Annotated in this window: 12 protein-coding genes and 1 pseudogene; 7 read left to right on the forward strand and 6 right to left on the reverse strand. The window is 58.6% G+C overall.

The window, feature by feature from the left end; translation table 11 throughout:
- Positions 1-75 precede the first annotated feature (75 nt).
- Complete coding sequence (putA, locus tag AC3ITA_RS02110; protein WP_489279281.1) at positions 76-4,026, reverse strand: trifunctional transcriptional regulator/proline dehydrogenase/L-glutamate gamma-semialdehyde dehydrogenase; 3,951 nt, start codon at positions 4,024-4,026, stop codon at positions 76-78.
- A 461-nt stretch (positions 4,027-4,487) separates the two neighbouring features.
- Here putA and putP point away from each other — a divergent pair, with 461 nt between their 5' ends.
- The 6 genes and pseudogenes from putP to AC3ITA_RS02140 form a co-directional block, all read left to right on the forward strand.
- Entirely contained in the window at positions 4,488-5,972 is a 1,485-nt protein-coding gene (gene putP, locus AC3ITA_RS02115) for a sodium/proline symporter PutP (protein ID WP_095943225.1), read from the forward strand.
- 286 nt (positions 5,973-6,258) lie between these two features.
- Complete coding sequence (locus AC3ITA_RS02120; RefSeq protein WP_150672353.1) at positions 6,259-7,674, forward strand: PAAR domain-containing protein; 1,416 nt, start codon at positions 6,259-6,261, stop codon at positions 7,672-7,674.
- Positions 7,671-8,054: a hypothetical protein gene (locus tag AC3ITA_RS02125; RefSeq protein WP_224789988.1), complete on the forward strand. Its 384-nt coding sequence runs from the start codon at positions 7,671-7,673 to the stop codon at positions 8,052-8,054. The genes AC3ITA_RS02120 and AC3ITA_RS02125 overlap by 4 nt, the downstream gene beginning before the upstream one ends.
- A gap of 177 nt (positions 8,055-8,231) precedes the next feature.
- Positions 8,232-8,618 (forward strand): hypothetical protein, encoded by a 387-nt coding sequence (locus tag AC3ITA_RS02130; protein WP_489279283.1) that lies wholly within the window; start codon positions 8,232-8,234, stop codon positions 8,616-8,618.
- Between the two features lie 496 nt (positions 8,619-9,114).
- Positions 9,115-9,444, forward strand: coding sequence for a hypothetical protein (locus tag AC3ITA_RS02135; protein ID WP_489279284.1), 330 nt, complete (start codon positions 9,115-9,117; stop codon positions 9,442-9,444).
- Positions 9,445-9,459: 15 nt separating this feature from the next.
- A pseudogene (locus AC3ITA_RS02140) lies at positions 9,460-9,549 on the forward strand (sodium:solute symporter family transporter); the annotation flags it as partial.
- 76 nt (positions 9,550-9,625) lie between these two features.
- On the opposite strand, the gene AC3ITA_RS02145 reads toward AC3ITA_RS02140, so the two are convergent.
- Positions 9,626-10,120 (reverse strand): DUF2165 family protein, encoded by a 495-nt coding sequence (locus tag AC3ITA_RS02145; protein ID WP_095943224.1) that lies wholly within the window; start codon positions 10,118-10,120, stop codon positions 9,626-9,628.
- A 207-nt stretch (positions 10,121-10,327) separates the two neighbouring features.
- On the opposite strand from AC3ITA_RS02145, the gene AC3ITA_RS02150 reads away from it, so the two are divergent.
- Positions 10,328-11,167 carry a 23S rRNA (adenine(2030)-N(6))-methyltransferase RlmJ gene (locus AC3ITA_RS02150; protein ID WP_489279285.1) on the forward strand — a complete coding sequence of 280 codons (840 nt, stop codon included), beginning with the start codon at positions 10,328-10,330 and terminating at the stop codon, positions 11,165-11,167.
- 123 nt (positions 11,168-11,290) lie between these two features.
- Here AC3ITA_RS02150 and msrA read toward each other — a convergent pair whose 3' ends face one another.
- The 4 genes from msrA to aceF all read right to left on the reverse strand — a co-directional run bounded on the left by msrA (position 11,291) and on the right by aceF (position 18,714).
- Entirely contained in the window at positions 11,291-11,941 is a 651-nt protein-coding gene (gene msrA, locus AC3ITA_RS02155; protein ID WP_489279286.1) for a peptide-methionine (S)-S-oxide reductase MsrA, read from the reverse strand.
- A gap of 218 nt (positions 11,942-12,159) precedes the next feature.
- Positions 12,160-14,853: a putative bifunctional diguanylate cyclase/phosphodiesterase gene (locus AC3ITA_RS02160; protein WP_489279287.1), complete on the reverse strand. Its 2,694-nt coding sequence runs from the start codon at positions 14,851-14,853 to the stop codon at positions 12,160-12,162.
- 234 nt (positions 14,854-15,087) lie between these two features.
- Positions 15,088-16,482, reverse strand: a complete 1,395-nt coding sequence (locus AC3ITA_RS02165) for an alkaline phosphatase D family protein (protein WP_489279289.1) — start codon at positions 16,480-16,482, stop codon at positions 15,088-15,090.
- Between the two features lie 273 nt (positions 16,483-16,755).
- The gene (gene aceF, locus AC3ITA_RS02170) at positions 16,756-18,714 is read right to left on the reverse strand and encodes a dihydrolipoyllysine-residue acetyltransferase (protein ID WP_489279290.1); all 1,959 of its coding nucleotides are present in this window, start codon (positions 18,712-18,714) and stop codon (positions 16,756-16,758) included.
- Between the last annotated feature and the right edge of the window lie 9 nt (positions 18,715-18,723).

The raw sequence follows: 18,723 nt of genomic DNA on the forward strand, positions 1-18,723 counted from the left end.
CGCTATCGCGAGCAGGCTCACTCCTACAGGGATTTGATTGTCAGGCAGCCATTGCGGCTGCCCGGTTTATCGGTGTTAACCGATGGTCATCAAACTGGCATTACCACCCGCCGCAGCGGTGTTGACGCTCAACGCCCGCTCGATCACCAGGCGCTCCAGCGCAATGTTGGTTTCGCCTTGCGACAGGCCCTGCACACCGACGATGGCGCCGGCGCGCTTGGCAACCTGCTGGCACACCGCACGCAACTGGTCGGAGTGACCGTGATGCACAACCGCATCAAACACCACTTCGTCCTTGTTCCAGTCGGAAACCAGCTTGATGCGTGCCTGAATGTCCTTCGGCAGGCGTGCGAACAAGGCCTTGGTCATGTCAGCTTCCGGCCATACCGCCGAACCACCGACAGCCAATACCGCTGCCAGTTGAGTCAGCAGATCGCCTTCGACTTCCGCCAGGCACAGCACGTGTTCACGCGGCAGGATCGCATAGCTGTTGCGCTCGCCGGTCGGGCCGGCCAGGAGACGGGTGATGCCGCTTTGCGATTGCGCGGCGAACTGCACGCACAGGGTGCTCAGGTCGGCGAACTTGTGGCTGTCGGCCCAGGCTTTCAGGGCGGTCAGCGGCTTGCTCATGGCGTCGCGCAGACGAACGTCCGGTGCCGCGGCAGCATCGCCACGAGCGAAGGACTGTTCGATTGCATCCGCAGGACGGGTCGACAGCAGGCGGTACAGGTACAGCGGGCCGCCGGCTTTCGGGCCGGTACCCGACAGGCCTTCGCCGCCGAATGGCTGCACGCCTACTACTGCGCCAACGATGTTGCGGTTGACGTAGACGTTACCGGCATTGACGTTGTCGATCACCTTGGCGATGGTCTCGTCGATGCGGGTGTGCACGCCCAGGGTCAGGCCGTAGCCGGAAGCGTTGATCTGGCCGATCAGTTGATCGATGTCCTTGCGCTTGTAGCGAACCACGTGCAGCACCGGGCCGAAGATTTCTCGCTGCAACTCGTCGAAACTTTCCAGTTCGATCAGCGTTGGCATCACGAAGGTGCCGCGTTTGACTTCTTCAGCATCGGCGATGGCCACCTGGTACACGCTGCGACCTTTGTCACGCATGGCCTGGATGTGCTTCTCGATGCCAGCCTTGGCTTCGGCGTCGATCACTGGGCCGATGTCCACGGACAGACGCTCAGGGTTGCCCAGACGGCTTTCAGCCATCGCGCCCTTGAGCATTTCGATGACGCGGTCTGCGGAATCTTCCTGCAAGCACAGTACACGCAGAGCCGAGCAACGCTGACCGGCACTGTCGAAGGCCGAGGACACCACGTCGATCACGACTTGTTCGGTCAGTGCCGAAGAGTCGACGATCATTGCGTTCTGGCCACCGGTTTCGGCGATCAGCGGGATCGGACGGCCCTGGCTGTCCAGGCGACCGGCAATGTTGCGTTGCAGCAAGCGCGCGACTTCGGTGGAACCGGTGAACATCACGCCTTTAACGCGATCATCGCCGACCAGACCGGCCCCAACGGTTTCGCCACGGCCCGGCAGCAGTTGCAGCACGCCTTCCGGGATGCCGGCTTCGAGCATCAGGCGCACGGCCTGAGCAGCGACCAGCGGAGTCTGTTCGGCAGGTTTGGCCAAAACCGGGTTACCGGCGGCCAACGCAGCAGCCACTTGACCACTGAAGATCGCCAGCGGGAAGTTCCACGGGCTGATGCATACAACCGGACCCAATGGACGGTGAGCGTCGTTGGTGAAGTCGTTGCGTGCCTGCACCGCGTAATAACGCAGGAAGTCCACGGCTTCACGCACTTCGGCGATGGCATTGGCGAAGGTCTTGCCGGCTTCGCGGGCCAGCAGGCCCATCAGTGGCTGGATCTCGGCTTCCATCAGGTCGGCGGCGCGTTCCAGGATCGCGGCGCGCTCGGCGGGCGGAGTGGCCTGCCAGATCGGTGCAGCGTTGAGGGCGCACTGGATCGCGTTGTCGACGTCTTCGACGGTCGCTTCCTGCACATGACCGACCACGTCACGCAGGTCGGACGGGTTCAAGACCGGTGCCAGCGCTTCGGTGCTGGAGGCGCAACCGAGCATCGGCGCCGCTTTCCAGTGGTTGTGTGCAGTAGCGAGAAGCGCGCAGGACAGCGACGCCAAACGATGTTCGTTGGCCATGTCGATGCCGCTGGAGTTGGCGCGCTCGGAGCCATAGAGGTCACGCGGCAGTGGAATGCGTGGGTGCGGCAGGCCGAAACCACCCTCCACAGTCGCCATCTGCTCGATGCTGGCTACCGGATCGGCCACCAGTTCCTGGATCGAAATCGACTGGTCGGCGATGCGGTTGACGAACGAGGTGTTCGCGCCGTTTTCCAGCAGGCGACGCACCAGGTAAGCCAGCAGGGTTTCGTGGGTGCCGACCGGAGCGTACACGCGGCACGGACGGTTCAGCTTGCCTTCGGAAACTTTGCCTACAACCTGTTCGTACAGTGGTTCACCCATGCCGTGCAGGCACTGGAACTCGTACTGGCCCGGGTAATAATTCTGACCGGCGATGTGATAAATGGCCGACAGGGTGTGGGCGTTGTGCGTGGCGAACTGCGGATAGATGACTTCCGGCACCGACAGCAGCTTGCGGGCGCAAGCGATGTAGGAAACGTCGGTGTACACCTTGCGGGTGTAGACCGGGTAGCCTTCCAGGCCTTCGACCTGGGCGCGCTTGATCTCGCTGTCCCAGTACGCGCCTTTCACCAGGCGGATCATCAGGCGATGACGGCTGCGGCGAGCCAGGTCGATCACGTAGTCGATCACGTACGGGCAACGCTTCTGGTAAGCCTGGATCACGAAGCCGATACCGTTCCAGCCAGTCAGTTGCGGCTCGAAGCACAGGCGTTCGAGCAGATCCAGCGACAGCTCGAGGCGGTCGGCTTCTTCGGCGTCGATGTTCAGGCCGATGTCGTATTGCTTGGCCAGCAGGGTCAGCGACAGCAGGCGCGGGTACAGCTCGTCCATCACGCGCTCGTACTGGGCGCGGCTGTAACGCGGGTGCAGGGCGGACAGCTTGATCGAGATGCCCGGGCCTTCATAAATCCCGCGACCGTGGGAGGCTTTGCCGATCGAGTGGATGGCTTGTTCGTACGAGGCCAGGTACTTCTGGGCGTCGTGCTCGGTGAGCGCGGCTTCACCCAGCATGTCGTAGGAATAGCGGAAGCCCTTGGCTTCGAACTTGCTGGCGTTGGCCAGGGCTTCGGCGATGGTTTCGCCGGTCACGAACTGCTCGCCCATCAGGCGCATGGCCATGTCGACGCCCTTGCGGATCATCGGCTCGCCGCTCTTGCCGATGATGCGGCTCAGGGACGAAGTCAGGCCAGCTTCGTTGTGGGTCGACACCAGTTTGCCGGTCAGCAGCAAACCCCAGGTGGCGGCGTTGACGAACAGCGACGGGCTGTTGCCCAGGTGCGGCTGCCAGTTGCCGGTGCTGATCTTGTCGCGGATCAGGGCGTCGCGGGTGCCTTTGTCCGGGATGCGCAGCAGCGCTTCGGCCAGACACATCAGCGCCACGCCTTCCTGGGACGACAGGGAGAATTCCTGCAGCAGGCCCTGGACGATGCCGGCACGGCCGCCGGCGCTCTTCTGGTTGCGCAGTTTTTCAGCAATCGAGGCGGCGAGTTTGTTGGTGGCTTCGGCCATCGGTGCCGGCAGGCGTGCCTGCTCGATCAGCATCGGCACGACTTCTGGCTCGGGGCGACGGTAAGCAGCGGTGATCGAGGCGCGCAGTACCGATTGCGGCAGGATGCTTTCGGCGAATTCGAGGAAGCACTGGTGGGCGTGATCCAGAGGCGCGTCGACGCTGTCGTCGGAATCCTTGGTCGAACCGTTCAGCTCGGACAGGGTTGCACCACCCTCGAGTTTTTCCAGGTAATTGAAGATTGCCTGCTTGATCAGCCAGTGCGGTGTGCGATCAATCGAGGTCGCGGCGGCCTTGAGGCGTTCGCGGGTCGGGTCGTCAAGTTTGACCCCAAGGGTGGTGGTAGCCATGTTTTTATCCTCATGTTTGCCACGACTGCGTGGCATCAGCTGGCGGCAAGATTAGCCGTGCGACTGTTGAGGTGCAACCGGGTGCAACCCTTTTTTTGTCGGAATATTACGCAGCTCGTCAGGAAATAAATTCCGGTACGCGAGTGCTGCCTCTGCTTGGTGCTTTTTAGGGTAGTTGACTCTCGTTCTTGCTCCGAAAAGGAGCAAAAAACCGGGTTTGAAATTTATTTCCGACTGGGTGCAACTTATTCTCGAGAAACTGGTTGCACCTTATTTGCTTTGTTGAATAGCATTCGCGCCCAAGGTGCAACCCGGACAAAATCCGGGTGCTCCGGCTGATGGCTTTCCTGGGGAAACATCAGTCATAAATGCGCGGGAATCCGGATCGTCTGTCAAACGTATGCGTTTGCGAGCGGTTCACCAGCCGCCGCTACATAAAAACAAAGCCAGGGCGTAACTTAATGAGCGTAAGCAATCCAACCCTGATCACGTTCGTGATCTACATCGCAGCAATGGTGCTGATCGGCTTGATGGCCTATCGCTCCACCAACAACCTTTCCGACTACATTCTGGGCGGCCGTAGCCTGGGCAGCGTCGTGACCGCACTGTCCGCCGGTGCCTCCGACATGAGCGGCTGGTTGTTGATGGGCTTGCCCGGCGCGATCTACATGTCCGGTCTGTCCGAAAGCTGGATCGCCATCGGCCTGATCATCGGCGCCTACCTGAATTGGCTGTTCGTCGCCGGCCGTCTGCGTGTGCAGACCGAGCACAACGGTGATGCACTGACCCTGCCGGACTACTTCGCCAGCCGTTTCGAAGACAAAAGCGGCCTGCTGCGGATCATCTCCGCGGTCGTGATCCTGGTGTTCTTCACCATCTACTGCGCTTCCGGCATCGTGGCCGGCGCCCGTCTGTTCGAAAGCACCTTCGGCATGTCCTACGAGACGGCGCTGTGGGCCGGTGCCGCGGCGACGATTGCCTACACCTTTATCGGCGGATTCCTGGCCGTGAGCTGGACCGATACCGTACAAGCCACCCTGATGATCTTCGCGTTGATCCTGACGCCGGTTATCGTGCTGCTGGCCACCGGCGGCGTCGACACCACTTTCCTGGCCATCGAAGCGCAAGATCCAAGCAACTTCGACATGCTCAAGGGCACCACTTTCATCGGCATCATCTCGCTGATGGGCTGGGGTCTGGGCTACTTCGGCCAGCCGCACATCCTGGCGCGTTTCATGGCTGCCGATTCGGTTAAGTCGATCGCCAAGGCCCGTCGTATCTCCATGACCTGGATGATCCTGTGCCTGGGCGGCACCGTGGCCGTCGGCTTCTTCGGTATCGCCTACTTCTCGGCGCACCCGGACATGGCGGGCGCAGTCTCCGAGAACCACGAGCGTGTGTTCATCGAACTGGCCAAGATCCTCTTCAACCCCTGGATCGCGGGTATCCTGCTGTCGGCCATCCTGGCTGCCGTCATGAGCACCCTGAGCTGCCAGTTGCTGGTGTGCTCGAGCGCCCTGACCGAAGACTTCTACAAGACCTTCCTGCGTAAATCCGCTTCCCAGGTCGAACTGGTCTGGGTCGGCCGTGCCATGGTGCTGTTGGTGGCCCTGGTTGCCATCGCTCTGGCGGCCAACCCGGAAAACCGTGTACTGGGTCTGGTGAGCTACGCCTGGGCCGGCTTCGGTGCCGCATTCGGTCCGGTCGTGCTGATCTCCGTGATCTGGAAAGACATGACCCGCAACGGCGCACTGGCCGGTATCCTGGTCGGCGCGATCACCGTGATCGTCTGGAAACACTTCGAACTGCTGGGCCTGTACGAAATCATCCCTGGTTTCATCTTCGCCAGCCTGGCGATCTACTTCGTCAGCAAAATGGGCACGCCGACTGCCGGCATGTTCCAGCGTTTTGCGGCTGCTGAGGCTGATTACCGTTTGAACAAGTGATGAGAGGTGGGTTGAACTCTACCCATCGCTGATAAAAGAACGGCTCGCAGCTTTATGCTGCGGGCCGTTTTTTTTGCAAGTCAGGTCCGAAAACAGACCTTGGCCCTCCAATATCCGTGGTCCTTTTCAGTGCTGGTCGTAAGACATTTCCTGATTTTTTCGGCCATCTTGAGTTTCATCTCTGTCCACGTACTTTGCGTTAAGCCACTCATTCCGAGTCGGCGATATCCATCGTTAACAGTGGAGCGCTCTCATAACTGAGGCGCCGTAGAAAGGGAGAACAGCAATGGCCAAGGGGTACTTCATTCGCGAAGGTGACGAGACCACTTGCGGTGGCAAAGTTCTGGAGTGCGATACTCATATCATGATGTTTGGCTTCGCCCATGCGCGCGACGGTGACCCGGTTTCCTGCGGCAAAGACAATAAAATCTACGTGATCGCTGGCGGTGTTTCCTACTTCAAAAGCAATGGCAGGATGGTAGCGGGATCGCTGGATAGTTTCAGTAGTTGTCCTTGCAAAGCCGGGCTGATCCCGTCGCAGGACACGGCGGGCTACCAGTCCGAGCGCGGTGCTGCACCTCACGCCACGCGAACCGCCACTGCGCAAGTCGAACCCGCAACTGCGAGAGCTCCGGTAACTTCGAGATCATCCAGCTTCGCGCCGACGCCAGCTCCTCCCATGCCAGTGCGTAACAACAGCGCAGAGTTAGTAGAGCCGGGCTTTTACATCGTTCCGAAGAGCACCTCCCGCGAACAGCTTGAGGCCTCGCTTTTCACCCTGCGCGACCCGGCGGTGATGGGCAAATTCAAATTGCTCAATCCCAATCTGCGCGCCGTTAAAGCCGGTACGATGATCGTGCTGAGCGACCCCAATAACTACCAGTGCACCCGTGAAGAAGCGCTGCTTATGGATGTGGCAGCCAGGACCAATCAGGTGCTTGAAACGCTTACTCCGGAGGAGGCGGATTTTATGGTGGAACACCGGGATGCCGTTCAGACGATCTTGGGCTTCGGTTCGGGCGCCATAGGTGTCGGCGCGAGCATTTTCAAGAATAATCTGGATAACGTCGGCCATGCCTTGAGGGAAATTGAAGTCTTGCAACAGACGACCCTTCAAAGGGATGGGCATCTGCGCTCCTCGGCCTTTTTTGTAGAGCGACAGCGTTTGCTTTCAATACTTAACCGCCACATGACGACGCTGACCCGCAAGGGGATTGGTTTTCCTCACCACATCAACTTGAAAAAAATGTTGGGCATATCCAGTCAAAGCCTGGTTCACCACTGGACCCATGCCAGCCCCGGCGGGCAAATACCTGGTCATGCCACTCATCTTGAAGGAGTAGCGAGGGCTTCAAAATACGTCCAGTACGGCGGTTGGTTAGGGACTGCCGTCGGCGGAGGAGCTTCTGCTGCGAAGGTTCAGGATGTGTGTGCTGCAGGAAATAGCGAAGCGTGTAGACGAATCCGGCTTACTGAGTCAGGGAGTTTCACGGTAGGAGTGGCTGCTGGCATGGCCACAGGCAGGATATTAACCGCGCCGGTAGTCGGAGGCCTGTGCGTTGCTCTGGGAGTTCCAACAGGCGGCTTTTTAACGCTTGCTTGCAGTATCGTTGCGGTGGGCGCTGGCTCGTATGCGGGGGGTACGTTGGGAGAAATGAGCGGCGAGTTCATAGGCGAAGCGATTTACGAGTCGACGAAATGACTACTGCAGAAATGATTGCTGGCGGTTTGTGTGGCTTGGCGTTCGTATTCGTACTTGTCGGCAACTGTTTCGCATTGCACTTGGGGTATACGAAAAGAGAATTCTTATTGGGGCATTTCAAGAATAGCTCCCCAAGCATATCTAATGCTGCACGCATACATAAGGGTTATTGGGGTAGGCTTCAGCTCGTGGGAAGCGCTTGTATGGTTCTTGCTTTTTCAGGTTTTTTCATTAAGCACGGCATTCTAAGTGTTCAGGACTTTGCAGGCTTTCCTCGTCTGCTAAGATGGAAGTTAGTTGTGCTGCAATGGAGTGTTATCGTGTCATTCACTGTTATGGCCTTACTGGTTGCTTTATGGAAATCAGGAGCGCTCAAATAGCTGGCGCAAGACGCGATGACGCCGCGGTTAATTGCAGTGTATGCCACTCGTTTAAGAGAGTTTGGTGAAAAGAATTTTTGGTGAAAATAAATCAGCCCTCATTTTTTTACTTTCAGCAAGCTATACCGGAGGGAAGGCTGGTGAAGGTGCAACCGAAACAATATATGAGTCTCTTAATTGACCCTGAGCACCGCTGACACATTATTCCTTGTCATAGGAATTATTGACATTTCAGGGTTGTTCGCGGGAATTGGCTACATGCTTTTTCTAGCAAACACAAAAATGGATATTATTCAAAGGTGTTTTAAAAACAGCTGGGGCGTTACGGAGGGGTATGCCTTTGGGTGTAGCAGGGTGTGGGGAAGAATAATGATAATTGGTCGTATATCAGGTTATGTGGCCTTCTCTACCTTCTACATTAAACGCGGACTTCTCAGTCCTGACGATTTAAAAGAGCTACCTGTTCCGCTCAAACAAAAACTAATTGCTTTGCAGTGGGTTGGTATAATTTTGTTGGTTGTTATGCTTTGTCTCGCGTTGCTAGCTGAACTGAATGTTGTCTGATTTGGAGGGGCGTTCATTCGAAAATAAGGATAAATATAATGGGAGTGGGTTTGTTACTGGAATAAAAATAAATCAGTCCGCTTTTTATTTTTTTAGTCTTTTCTTCCTGCGCTATTGGGGCTCTATGGGTGAGAAAGTGGGCGAGCGGAGGCGGGTTGGAAATTTTCTGAACAAGGTCCTAGGACGTTTCCTTCAAAACGTAGCGGTTTTCATGAAGTGGTGCGATGCGAGTTCCGTCGATAGTCTTTTGCGGTCACTGACAATTCAGTGGTGGGGTGTAGGAACCTCTCAAGGCCGATGGGAAGCACTTAGCGTCAATACTTGGTTTGCGGTCGTTTACATGCGCCCGTAAGATCAGTTGCGGCAGCTATGCGCGGGCACGCTTCGGCGTGGTCGGGTTTTCCCAAAGGTCTCGATATTCCTACCCCGCGCTTAGCTGCCACCCTGGCCTGTAGGAAGGCTGATGGCAGCTCCGATTCATCTTTGGGAGCTACTAATGAAAGCGATTCACCCTGACCCACCTTACAAAAAACCAATCCCCCATCCCGACAGCCGCTTCATGGCATTGACCAGCAACTGCACCGACATGCCCACCCTGTTCGTCGACACCCACGCGCCACTCGACATCCTCAGCGACGCCGCCAACTACAGAATCCGTGCAGTCACCCAAGTGCTGGAGAACCTGTCGATGCGCGGTTCGATCGAGTGCGAGTCCTTCATCCTCAGCGATTTCGCCTTGCTCTGTGCAATTACGTTACGCGATGGCTGTGATGTGCTGGATGTGGTTGGGCGGCGGTTGCGGGGGCGGCCTACAGCGGCGGCGTAGGCGTCACCACAAGATCAAACGATCTCGGGCTTCATCTTCGCCAGCCTGGCGATCTATATCGTCAGCAAATTGGGCGCACCGTCTGCGGGCATGCTGAACAAATAAGGCCTCCAGCGAGGCTTTTAGCTTCCTGATTGAAACGGCCCGCATCCGATGGATGCGGGCCGTTTTTTATTGGGGATCAGTCAAGATCGGCATCGGGCTGATTCAGAAAGATCAGCACACCCAGTATTGCCATGTAGAACCTGAAGGCTGCGTCCTGACCATTCCAAATGTCGGATTGCCACATCAGAAACCACTCGCCGCCAACAACCATGAAGCCGAAAAACCACACGAAAAACCCTGTCGTCAAACCCGCTACGGCCCACTTCCTGGCCTGCCTGAATTCATGCCCACCGGCTGACCGTGAGCGCCAGAGCTGTAGTGCGCCGTAGCCAAGCAGTCCACAGGTAATGGCTTCGCCAAGGATGATCAGCCAGTAGGCCCCATGCCACACCCAAGGCAGATCAATTGCGCGATACCGGGCGGCGTTGTCAGGGAAGGTGGTGTCCATGCTCAGCACGTGCCGGACGAAGTTGAAGTTGGAACCGTAGTCGGTGATGTTGTTGAACACGGTCATGAAGGCGAATGCGGCGAGCGCCAGGGTCATTGCAATCTTTGCGTAGCGAATGGTCATTGGTGCGTCCTTTGCTTTTTTCGACAAAGAACGCTATCACGCCGGTTTGCAGGTTCGGGAATCTTCCTGTTGTGAGGCGTTTCTGAATTTGTCGAGTGATGGTGCATGCTTGTTGCCGCTATGAATGCTCGAAGTGTCCGCTTGGCTGCCAACCCCTGACTTGCCGGCCGGTAAAAGGTAAACTTCCCGGCCTTCGCAGGAGCAGCCATGAATTATCGTCACGCCTTCCATGCCGGCAATCACGCCGATGTGTTCAAACACCTGACCTTGACCCGCCTCATCGCCCTGATGTCGCGCAAGGAGCAGCCGTTTGCCTATCTCGACACCCACGCCGGCATCGGTCTGTATGACCTTCAGGGTGACCAGGCCAACCGTACCGGTGAGTACCTGGAAGGCATTGCGCGTTTGTGGGATCAGCCGGATCTGCCGATCCTGACCGCTGATTACATGCAAGTGCTGCACGAGATGAACCCGGATGGCCAGTTGCGCTATTACCCGGGGTCGCCGGAGTTGGCGCGGCGTCTGACTCGCCCGCAGGACCGTGTGTTGCTCAACGAGAAACACCCGGAAGACGGCGTGCTGCTCAAGGACAACATGGCCGGTGATCGCCGGGTCAAGGTGCACCTGGGCGAGGGCTGGCATGTGCCGCGGGCCTTGCTGCCGGTGCCTGAGAAGCGTGCGGTGATGTTGATCGATCCGCCGTTCGAGCAGCTCGACGAGATGCAGCGCTGTGCCGCGTCGTTGAAAGAAGCGATCGGCCGGATGCGCCAGACCGTGGCGGCTATCTGGTACCCGGTGAAGGATCAGCGCGCGCTGCGCCGCTTCTATCAGGACCTGGCCGGTACCGGTGCGCCGAAGTTGTTGCGGGTGGAGTTGCTGGTGCATCCGCTGGATACGCCCAACAGCCTGAACGGCTCCGGGCTGGCGATTGCCAATCCGCCGTGGGGGCTTGAGGAAGAGTTGCGTGAGCTGCTGCCGTGGTTGTCCCGGAAGCTGGGGCAGACCCAGGGTGGGTGGCAGATGGATTGGTTGATTGCCGAGAGTTGACACTGTACCTGTAGGAGCTAGCTTGCTCGCGATGGACGCAAAGGCAACGCGTTAAATCAGAAAGTACGCGCTATCGTTAACGACCATCGCGAGCAAGCTCGCTCCTACAGGTTTGTTGACCGATTAAATCGGGCAGGTCACGCCGGTACCACCAATGCCGCAATAGCCTTCCGGGTTTTTCGCCAGGTATTGCTGGTGATACGCCTCGGCAAAGTAGACGGTCGGGGCCTGGTCGATTTCGGTGCTGATTTCACCGAGACCAGCCTTGGACAGCTCGGCTTGGTAGGTTTCCTTGCTCTTGAGCGCCGCGTCCAGTTGTTCCGGGCTGGTGGCGTAGATCGCCGAGCGGTACTGGGTGCCGATGTCATTGCCCTGGCGCATGCCTTGCGTCGGGTTGTGCAATTCCCAGAACATCGCCAGCAGTTCTTCGTATCTGACCTTGGCCTTGTCGTACACCACCAGCACCACTTCGGTGTGGCCGGTCAGGCCCGAGCAGACTTCTTCGTAGGTCGGGTTCGGCGTGAAACCGCCGGCGTAACCGACCACGGTGCTGACCACTCCTTCACGCTGCCAGAAGCGGCGTTCCGCACCCCAGAAGCAGCCGAGGCCGAAGATCGCGAAGTCGACGTCTTCGAAGAACGGGCCGAGCAAGGGGGTGTCTTTAAACACGAAGTGCTTTTCAGGCAGGGTCATCGCGGTTTCGCTTCCGGGCAGAGCTTGTTCTTTAGTCGGGAGCACGTTTTTGTTCACCAGAATTTCCGAGCGCAGAACCATGATCAGTCCTCTCAGTCAGGTTGGGTTGTAAATAAACAGGCTGTCAGTGTGCCCAATACCTGCCCGATACGCACTACCTTGTGGGAGCGAGCTTGCTCGCGATGAGGGCATAACTTTCAGTATCAATGTCGACTGATCCACCGCTATCGCGAGCAAGCTCGCTCCCACAGGTTCTTTGCCTGCCACAGAATCTGTGTCCGCCGCAGATTCTGTGTTTGTCAGGCGATTGGGCCGCGCGGGTAGCGTTTGAGCTTGTCGATCAGCTCGTTGCCCGGGATCGGACGGTCGAACAGGTAGCCCTGGCCGACGTCGCAGCGGTGACGGCGCAGGAACGACAACTGCTCGGCGGTTTCGATGCCTTCGGCCACGACCTTGAGCTTCAGGTTGTGGGCCATGGCGATCACCGCGGAGGTGATTTCCATGTCGTCCTGGTTGTCCGGGATTTCGTGGATGAAGCTTCGATCGATCTTGATGATGTCGATGGGGAATTTTTTCAAGTAACTGAGCGACGAGTAACCGGTGCCGAAGTCGTCCATGGCCAGGGTCAGGCCCAGGCGTTTGAGCTGGTCGAGCTGCAAGTGGGTGTCTTCGGTGGCTTCCAGCAGCAGGCCTTCGGTCAGCTCCAGCTCCAGCAAATAAGCCGGCAGGGCTTCTTCCTTGAGGATGTTGGCAATGGAGGCGACCAGGTCCGGGTCGGAGAACTGCTTGGGCGACAGGTTGATCGCCACTTGCAGGTTGCCCAGGCCGGCGGCGGTCAGGGCTTTGCTCATGCGGCAGGCCTGGCGGGCGATCCATTTGCCGATCGGAATGATCAGCCCGGTTTCTTCGGCGACGCTGATGAACTGGTCCGGGCGGATCATGCCCTTTTCCGGATGGTCCCAGCGCAGCAGTGCTTCCATGCCCAATAGGCGACCACTGCGCAGGCACAGTTTTGGCTGATAGAACACGTCGAGTTCGTTCTGGGTCAGGGCGCGGCGCAGGTTGTTTTCGACGAACAGTTTGTAGCTGGCCTCGGCGTTCAGCGCTTCGGTGAACACTTGCACCTGGTGTTTGCCGTTGGCCTTGGCCTTGTGCAGCGCCAACCCGGCGTTGCGCATCAGGGTTTGCGGGTCGCGCCCGTGCAGCGGTGCGCAGGCCAGGCCCACGGAGCCGGTGACGCTGATCAACTGGTTGTCGACGAACATCGGTTTGTCGAGGGTCGCCAGCAACTGGTTGGCCACTTGCTGGCCCTCCGTGAGGTCGCTGTCGTCCAGCAATACGGCGAATTCGTTACTGGCGAATCGCGCCAGGCTGCCGCTAGGGATCAGGCTGTTGCGCAGGCGCCGGGCCAGGCTGATCAGCAGTTTGTCGCCGGTCTGGTGGCCGAGGCTGTCGTTGATCCGCTTGAAGTTGTCGATGTCCACCAGCAACAGGCTGATCGGTGCGTCGCTGTCCCGGGCGAAACGTTCATCGAGGTTGCGGATGAACGCCGGGCGGTTGCCGAGGTTGGTCAGGTTGTCGGTATAGGCCAGGCGCTCGATACGTTGCTGGGCGAGCTTGGTTTGGGTGATGTCTTCGTAGATGCCGATGTAGTGCGTCAGCTCGCGGTTGTCGCCGTAAACCTTGGAGATCGACAACTGGCCCCAGTAGGGTTCGAGGTTTTTGCGGCGGCTTTTGAATTCGCCCTGCCAACTGTTGCTCTTGGCAAGTGCTGAAGGCGCGTCGAACAGCAGTTCGCTGAGGTTCTCCAGGGCTGGCAGTTCTGACAGACGCTGGCCGTGCACTTCTTCGGTGGAATATTGGGTGATTGCGGTGAAGCTCGGGTTGACGTATTCCACCACGCCATCGCAGTTGACCAGCAAAAAGGCGTTCGCACTTTGTTCGACCGCGCGCTGGAACAGGTGCAGGGCGCTGGTGGCGGTTCGCCGGTTGTGGTTGCTGATGACCTGGGCAAACTGGTCCGCCAGTTCTCCGGCGAAGGCGATTTCATCCGACTGCCAGGCGCGGGTCGCCCCGGTTTGCTCCAGGCACAAAACGCCGACCACCTGGCCATCGACGCGGATGCTGGCGTCGAGCATTGCGTTGACGTCGCGCGGGCGCAGGCTTTCGGCCATCTCCCGGGTGCGCGGGTCGCGCATGGCGTTATGGGCGTCGATGGCGCGGCCGGTGTGCAGGGCGTCGAGGTAGTCGGGGAACACGCTGACGTCGATCGGTTGCGGCAGCAGGTATTCCTGACTCGTGCGGTGATAGGCCGAGATCGGCACCAGCATCGAGCCTTCGAGGTGCCACAGGCTGGCGCTGTCGATTTCGTAGATGTCGCAGGCGCTGCGGGTGATCAGCTCGGCGGCTTCGCGCAAGGAGTTGTTGCTGCTGTAGCGTTGACGGGTGAGCAGCAGGATCAAGTCCTGCTGGGCGCGCACCCGGTCCAGATGCAGCAGTTGTTCCTGTTGGGCACGCTGATTGAGTTCCAGGGCGATTTGCAGGCGCGAGTTCTGGGTTTCCAGATCCAGGGCCGGTTGCAGCGGGTCGTCTTTGAACAGGCCGTCGATGACCAGCAGGTAGCCGCGCAACAGATGTCGATTGTGTTGTTTGTAGGCTTCGCCCAGCTCCAGCAGGCTCAGGGAGCCAGAGGCGGTGTGCAGGGTGTAGCGGATCAGGTAGTGCGTGCTTTCAGTCAGCTGTTGCTGGATCGCGTCGTGCAGTTGATAGCGCGCTTGCGGCTCCATCAGGCTGGCGTAGGGCGAACCCACCAGCGCACACAGCTCAACGGCGGGCAGGCCGAACTGGCGTTCGCAATTGGGATCGAGAAACAGCAGCGCCCAACTGGGTTCATTAAGCCGTTCGAAACGCAGCATGCCGAGCCGCGAGGGCACAGGCAACTGCGTCACTACCTCGGCCACCATACGGCTGGCGGCATCGGGTTGGCTTTTCATGGAGGGAAACTCGCTTCGAATATGCTGAACGCGCCGGGCTCTCGCCCTCTTTACTGTTGCCTGCGGCAAGGTTGCATCATTGCGACACCGACTGACAAGAGAGATGAAGGCCAAGTGCTATAAGAATATGTCGGCAGACGACGGGTTTTCTTCAGTCGGTGGTAAAAAGTATCGCTATTCGCCGAAAAATCGCAGTTTTGCAAGTATTGCAAATGACTGCGATCTGTTTCCGGGTCAGCGAATCGGGATGCCAATGGACTGCAAAAGCTTGCCCTCCCGGTCGTGATAATTCACCTGGAGCTGCCCGGCATCGACGACCAGGTGGGCAAAGTTATCCTGGCTGATCACGTTGCTGGTCAGCTCATGCCGATAGTCGCCGGAGGCGGTGCGGACCAAGGGTTGATCGAGGGCGAACGTGGAAGCCGTGGCATAGGGCAACATTCTGCTGTTGCACAGCGGTGACGAGACGATGGTGTGGACTTCGAAGTCCGGGTCCTCGCTGTGGGTCAACCGGCTGGTCAGCGAACCGTGAACATCACCGGAAATGAACACGACGTTCGTGATGCGGTGTGTGCGAATGGTCTCCAGCAACCGCAGCCGTTGTTCGGGGAAGGCCTGCCAGGCGTCATCATCCGAGCGTTTTTGGTCAGGGTAGAACATGACACTGGTGACCACGAATTTGACCCGCGCCGGGCTGTGGATCAGCCAGTCGCACAAGGCCTGTTCCTGGGCTGTATCAAGAATGCGTCGGTCAGTGGTCGACAGATTGCGTCGGGTTCGACTGTCGGTCACAAACCATTCGATATCGCCTTCATTAAATTGATACCAGTATTTGTCCAGTCGTTTATTTACAAGTCCATCATCGGTGAGTGCATGAGCTGGACTATGGCTGGCCTGATACAACTCATAGGCCCTGATCGCGTTTGCATATAAGTAGTCATCGGACTTGCTCTTGTTGGCGGGCCAATTGTCTTCTATTTCATGGTCGTCAAGGATCATGTAAGTGGACAGGCTGGACATTAATCTGGCGATATTTATCTGCGAAAACGCCACACGATATTTATGCAGGATTTCCTTGAGTTCCCGATCCGGGGCAATGATGTTCAAATCATCGACATAGATTTGGTCGCCCGTCATCACCAGCGCACTGACGGGAGGACTGGCTTGCTCCACCAGGCGTGAAATTGAAGCGAAGATTCTGTCGCCCAGGTGAGGGGCCGATGCGATACCTGCGGTTATGCGCAAGTATCGGCAGGAACCGACAATGTAGGCCTTTGGCAGGCCGGCCTGGCTGGAACGGGTCCGCAGGTGATAAACCTGCCGTGGCCATTGCAGCGGCAGTTCATTCACCGTGTCGATGGTGTGCACCGGACTTATCGGGCTGAACCACCCCGCCTGATACTCATAGTCGGAGTCGGCGGACAGGTTGTTTAGTGCAAAGACTTCGCACATGTCGCGCTCGGGTTCGAGTTTCGCAAAGTTGCCTGTTGACCATTGGTCTTCGCCTTGTCGTCTATAACGGATGCCGGCAAATACCAACGTGTTTTTATTGTGTTCGCCGCGCAAGAAAATACGCGCGTGATTAGTTGTGATGTGGCCAATAATCGGGCCGGCAGTTGGTTTAAGCATGTTTGAATCCATTCGGCTGCTTGTGAATTGGTTAGATGGTTGTTTCGGATGTAATAAGTAGACTTGCAGCCAAGGCTAGTTATTTGGCCCGAAAAAATATCTGGCAGAAATGGATTCGAGTTGTGGGCGATATCAGCCACAAATGTAGGAAGACGTTTTAAGTAAAACATCAGGCAAAAAAAGCCCCGCCAAATTGGCGGGGTTGAGGTACGAGCGTGGCGCTCGGAAACGTGGAACGCAACTGGCCCTCCGGTGAAGGAGGGCCGGTCGGTGTTACAGGAGCATGGTGCGGATGTCGCCCAGCAGATCGCTCAGACGCTTGGTGAAGCGTGCAGCAGCGGCGCCGTTGATCACACGGTGATCGTAGGACAGCGACAGTGGCAGCATCAGTTTCGGCTGGAAGGCTTTACCGTCCCAGACTGGCTGGATGGTTGCCTTGGAAACACCGAGGATCGCCACTTCCGGCGCGTTGACGATCGGCGTGAAGCCGGTGCCGCCAATGTGGCCGAGGCTGGAAATGGTGAAGCAGGCGCCTTGCATCTCGTCCGACGAGAGCTTCTTGGTCCGGGCTTTTTCAGCCAGGGAAGCAGCCTCGGCGGCCAGTTGCAGCAGGCTCTTCTGGTCGACGTTCTTGATGACCGGCACCAGCAGGCCATCCGGGGTGTCGACGGCGAAGCCGATGTTCACGTATTTCTTGCGGATGATCGCTTTGCCGCTGGGCGCCAGCGAGCTGTTGAAGTCCGGCAGTTCCTTGAGCAGGTGTGCGCAGGTCTTGAGCAGCAATGGCAGCACGGTCAGCTTGACGCCGGCCTTCTCTGCAACGGCTTTCTGGGCAACACGGAACGCTTCGAGTTCGGTGATATCCGCCGAGTCGAATTGCGTCACGTGCGGCACGTTCAGCCAGCTGCGGTGCAGGTTGGCGGCGCCGACCTGCATCAGGCGGGTCATCGGCACTTCTTCGATTTCACCGAAGCGGCTGAAGTCCACGACCGGAATCGGCGGGATGCCCGCGCCACCGTTTGCGCCGGTAGCAGCGGCCGGTGCTTCCTTGGCCTTCTGCATCATGGCCTTGACGTAAACCTGCACGTCTTCCTTCAGGATGCGACCGTGCGGACCGCTGGCGCCAACGGCGTTCAGCTCGACGCCGAATTCACGGGCCAGTTGACGCACGGCAGGGCCGGCGTGAACTTTTGCACCAGGCTTGGCTGGCGCGGCGACCGGCGCAGCAGCAGGTGCAGCGGCGGCGGTAGGAGCAGCAGCTGGAGCCGGTGCGCTCGGAGCAGCAGCGGCAGGCGCCGGTGCAGCGGCCGGAGCGGCGCCTTTGACTTTCAGCTTGAGGATCAGGTCGCCGGTACCGACTTCGTCATCGAGCTTGATGGAAACGCTTTCCACCACGCCAGCGGCTGGCGAGGGGATTTCCATGCTCGCCTTGTCGGATTCCAGGGTGATCAGCGACTGGTCGGCCACAACGGTGTCGCCGGCCTTGACCAGGACTTCGATGATCTTGGCCTTGCCTGAAGAACCGATGTCCGGAACGTGGATGTCCTGAACGCTGTCGGCCACTGGAGCAGCCGGTGCCGCAGCGGCAGGGGCAGGCGCAGCGGCGGCAGCCTGGGCCGGAGCAGCAGCCGGTGCAGCAGCACCCGCCACTTCCAGGTCCAGGATCAGGTCGCCGGTGCCGACTTCGTCGTTGAGCTTGACGCTGATGGCCTTGACCACGCCAGCGGCAGGCGACGGGATTTCCATGCTCGCCTTGTCGGACTCCAGGGTGATCAGCGATTGATCAGCCGCGACGGTGTCGCCGACCTTGACCTGGATCTCGATGATCTGGGCCTTGCCCGACGAACCGATGTCCGGCACGTGCACCTGCTGAACGCTGGCAGCAGCCGGCGCAGCAGGAGCAGGGGCGGCGGCAGGCGCAGCAGCCGGTTTGGCTTCAGCCTTGGCGGCTGGCGCAGCGGCTGGCGCAGCGGCTGCCGCAGGAGCCGCAGCAGCGGCACCTTCGACTTCCAGCTCCAGCAGTTCGTCGCCTTCTTTCAGGCGATCGCCCAGCTTCACTTTCAGGCTCTTGATGATACCGGCCTTCGGCGCAGGCACTTCCATGCTCGCCTTGTCCGATTCCAGCGTCAGGATGCTCTGGTCGGCTTCGATACGGTCGCCGACCTTCACAAACAGTTCAATTACTTCACCTTCACCGCTGCCGATGTCAGGTACGCGAATGAGTTCGCTCACAAAATCTCT

The organism is Pseudomonas sp. GL_090, from assembly GCF_057837765.1.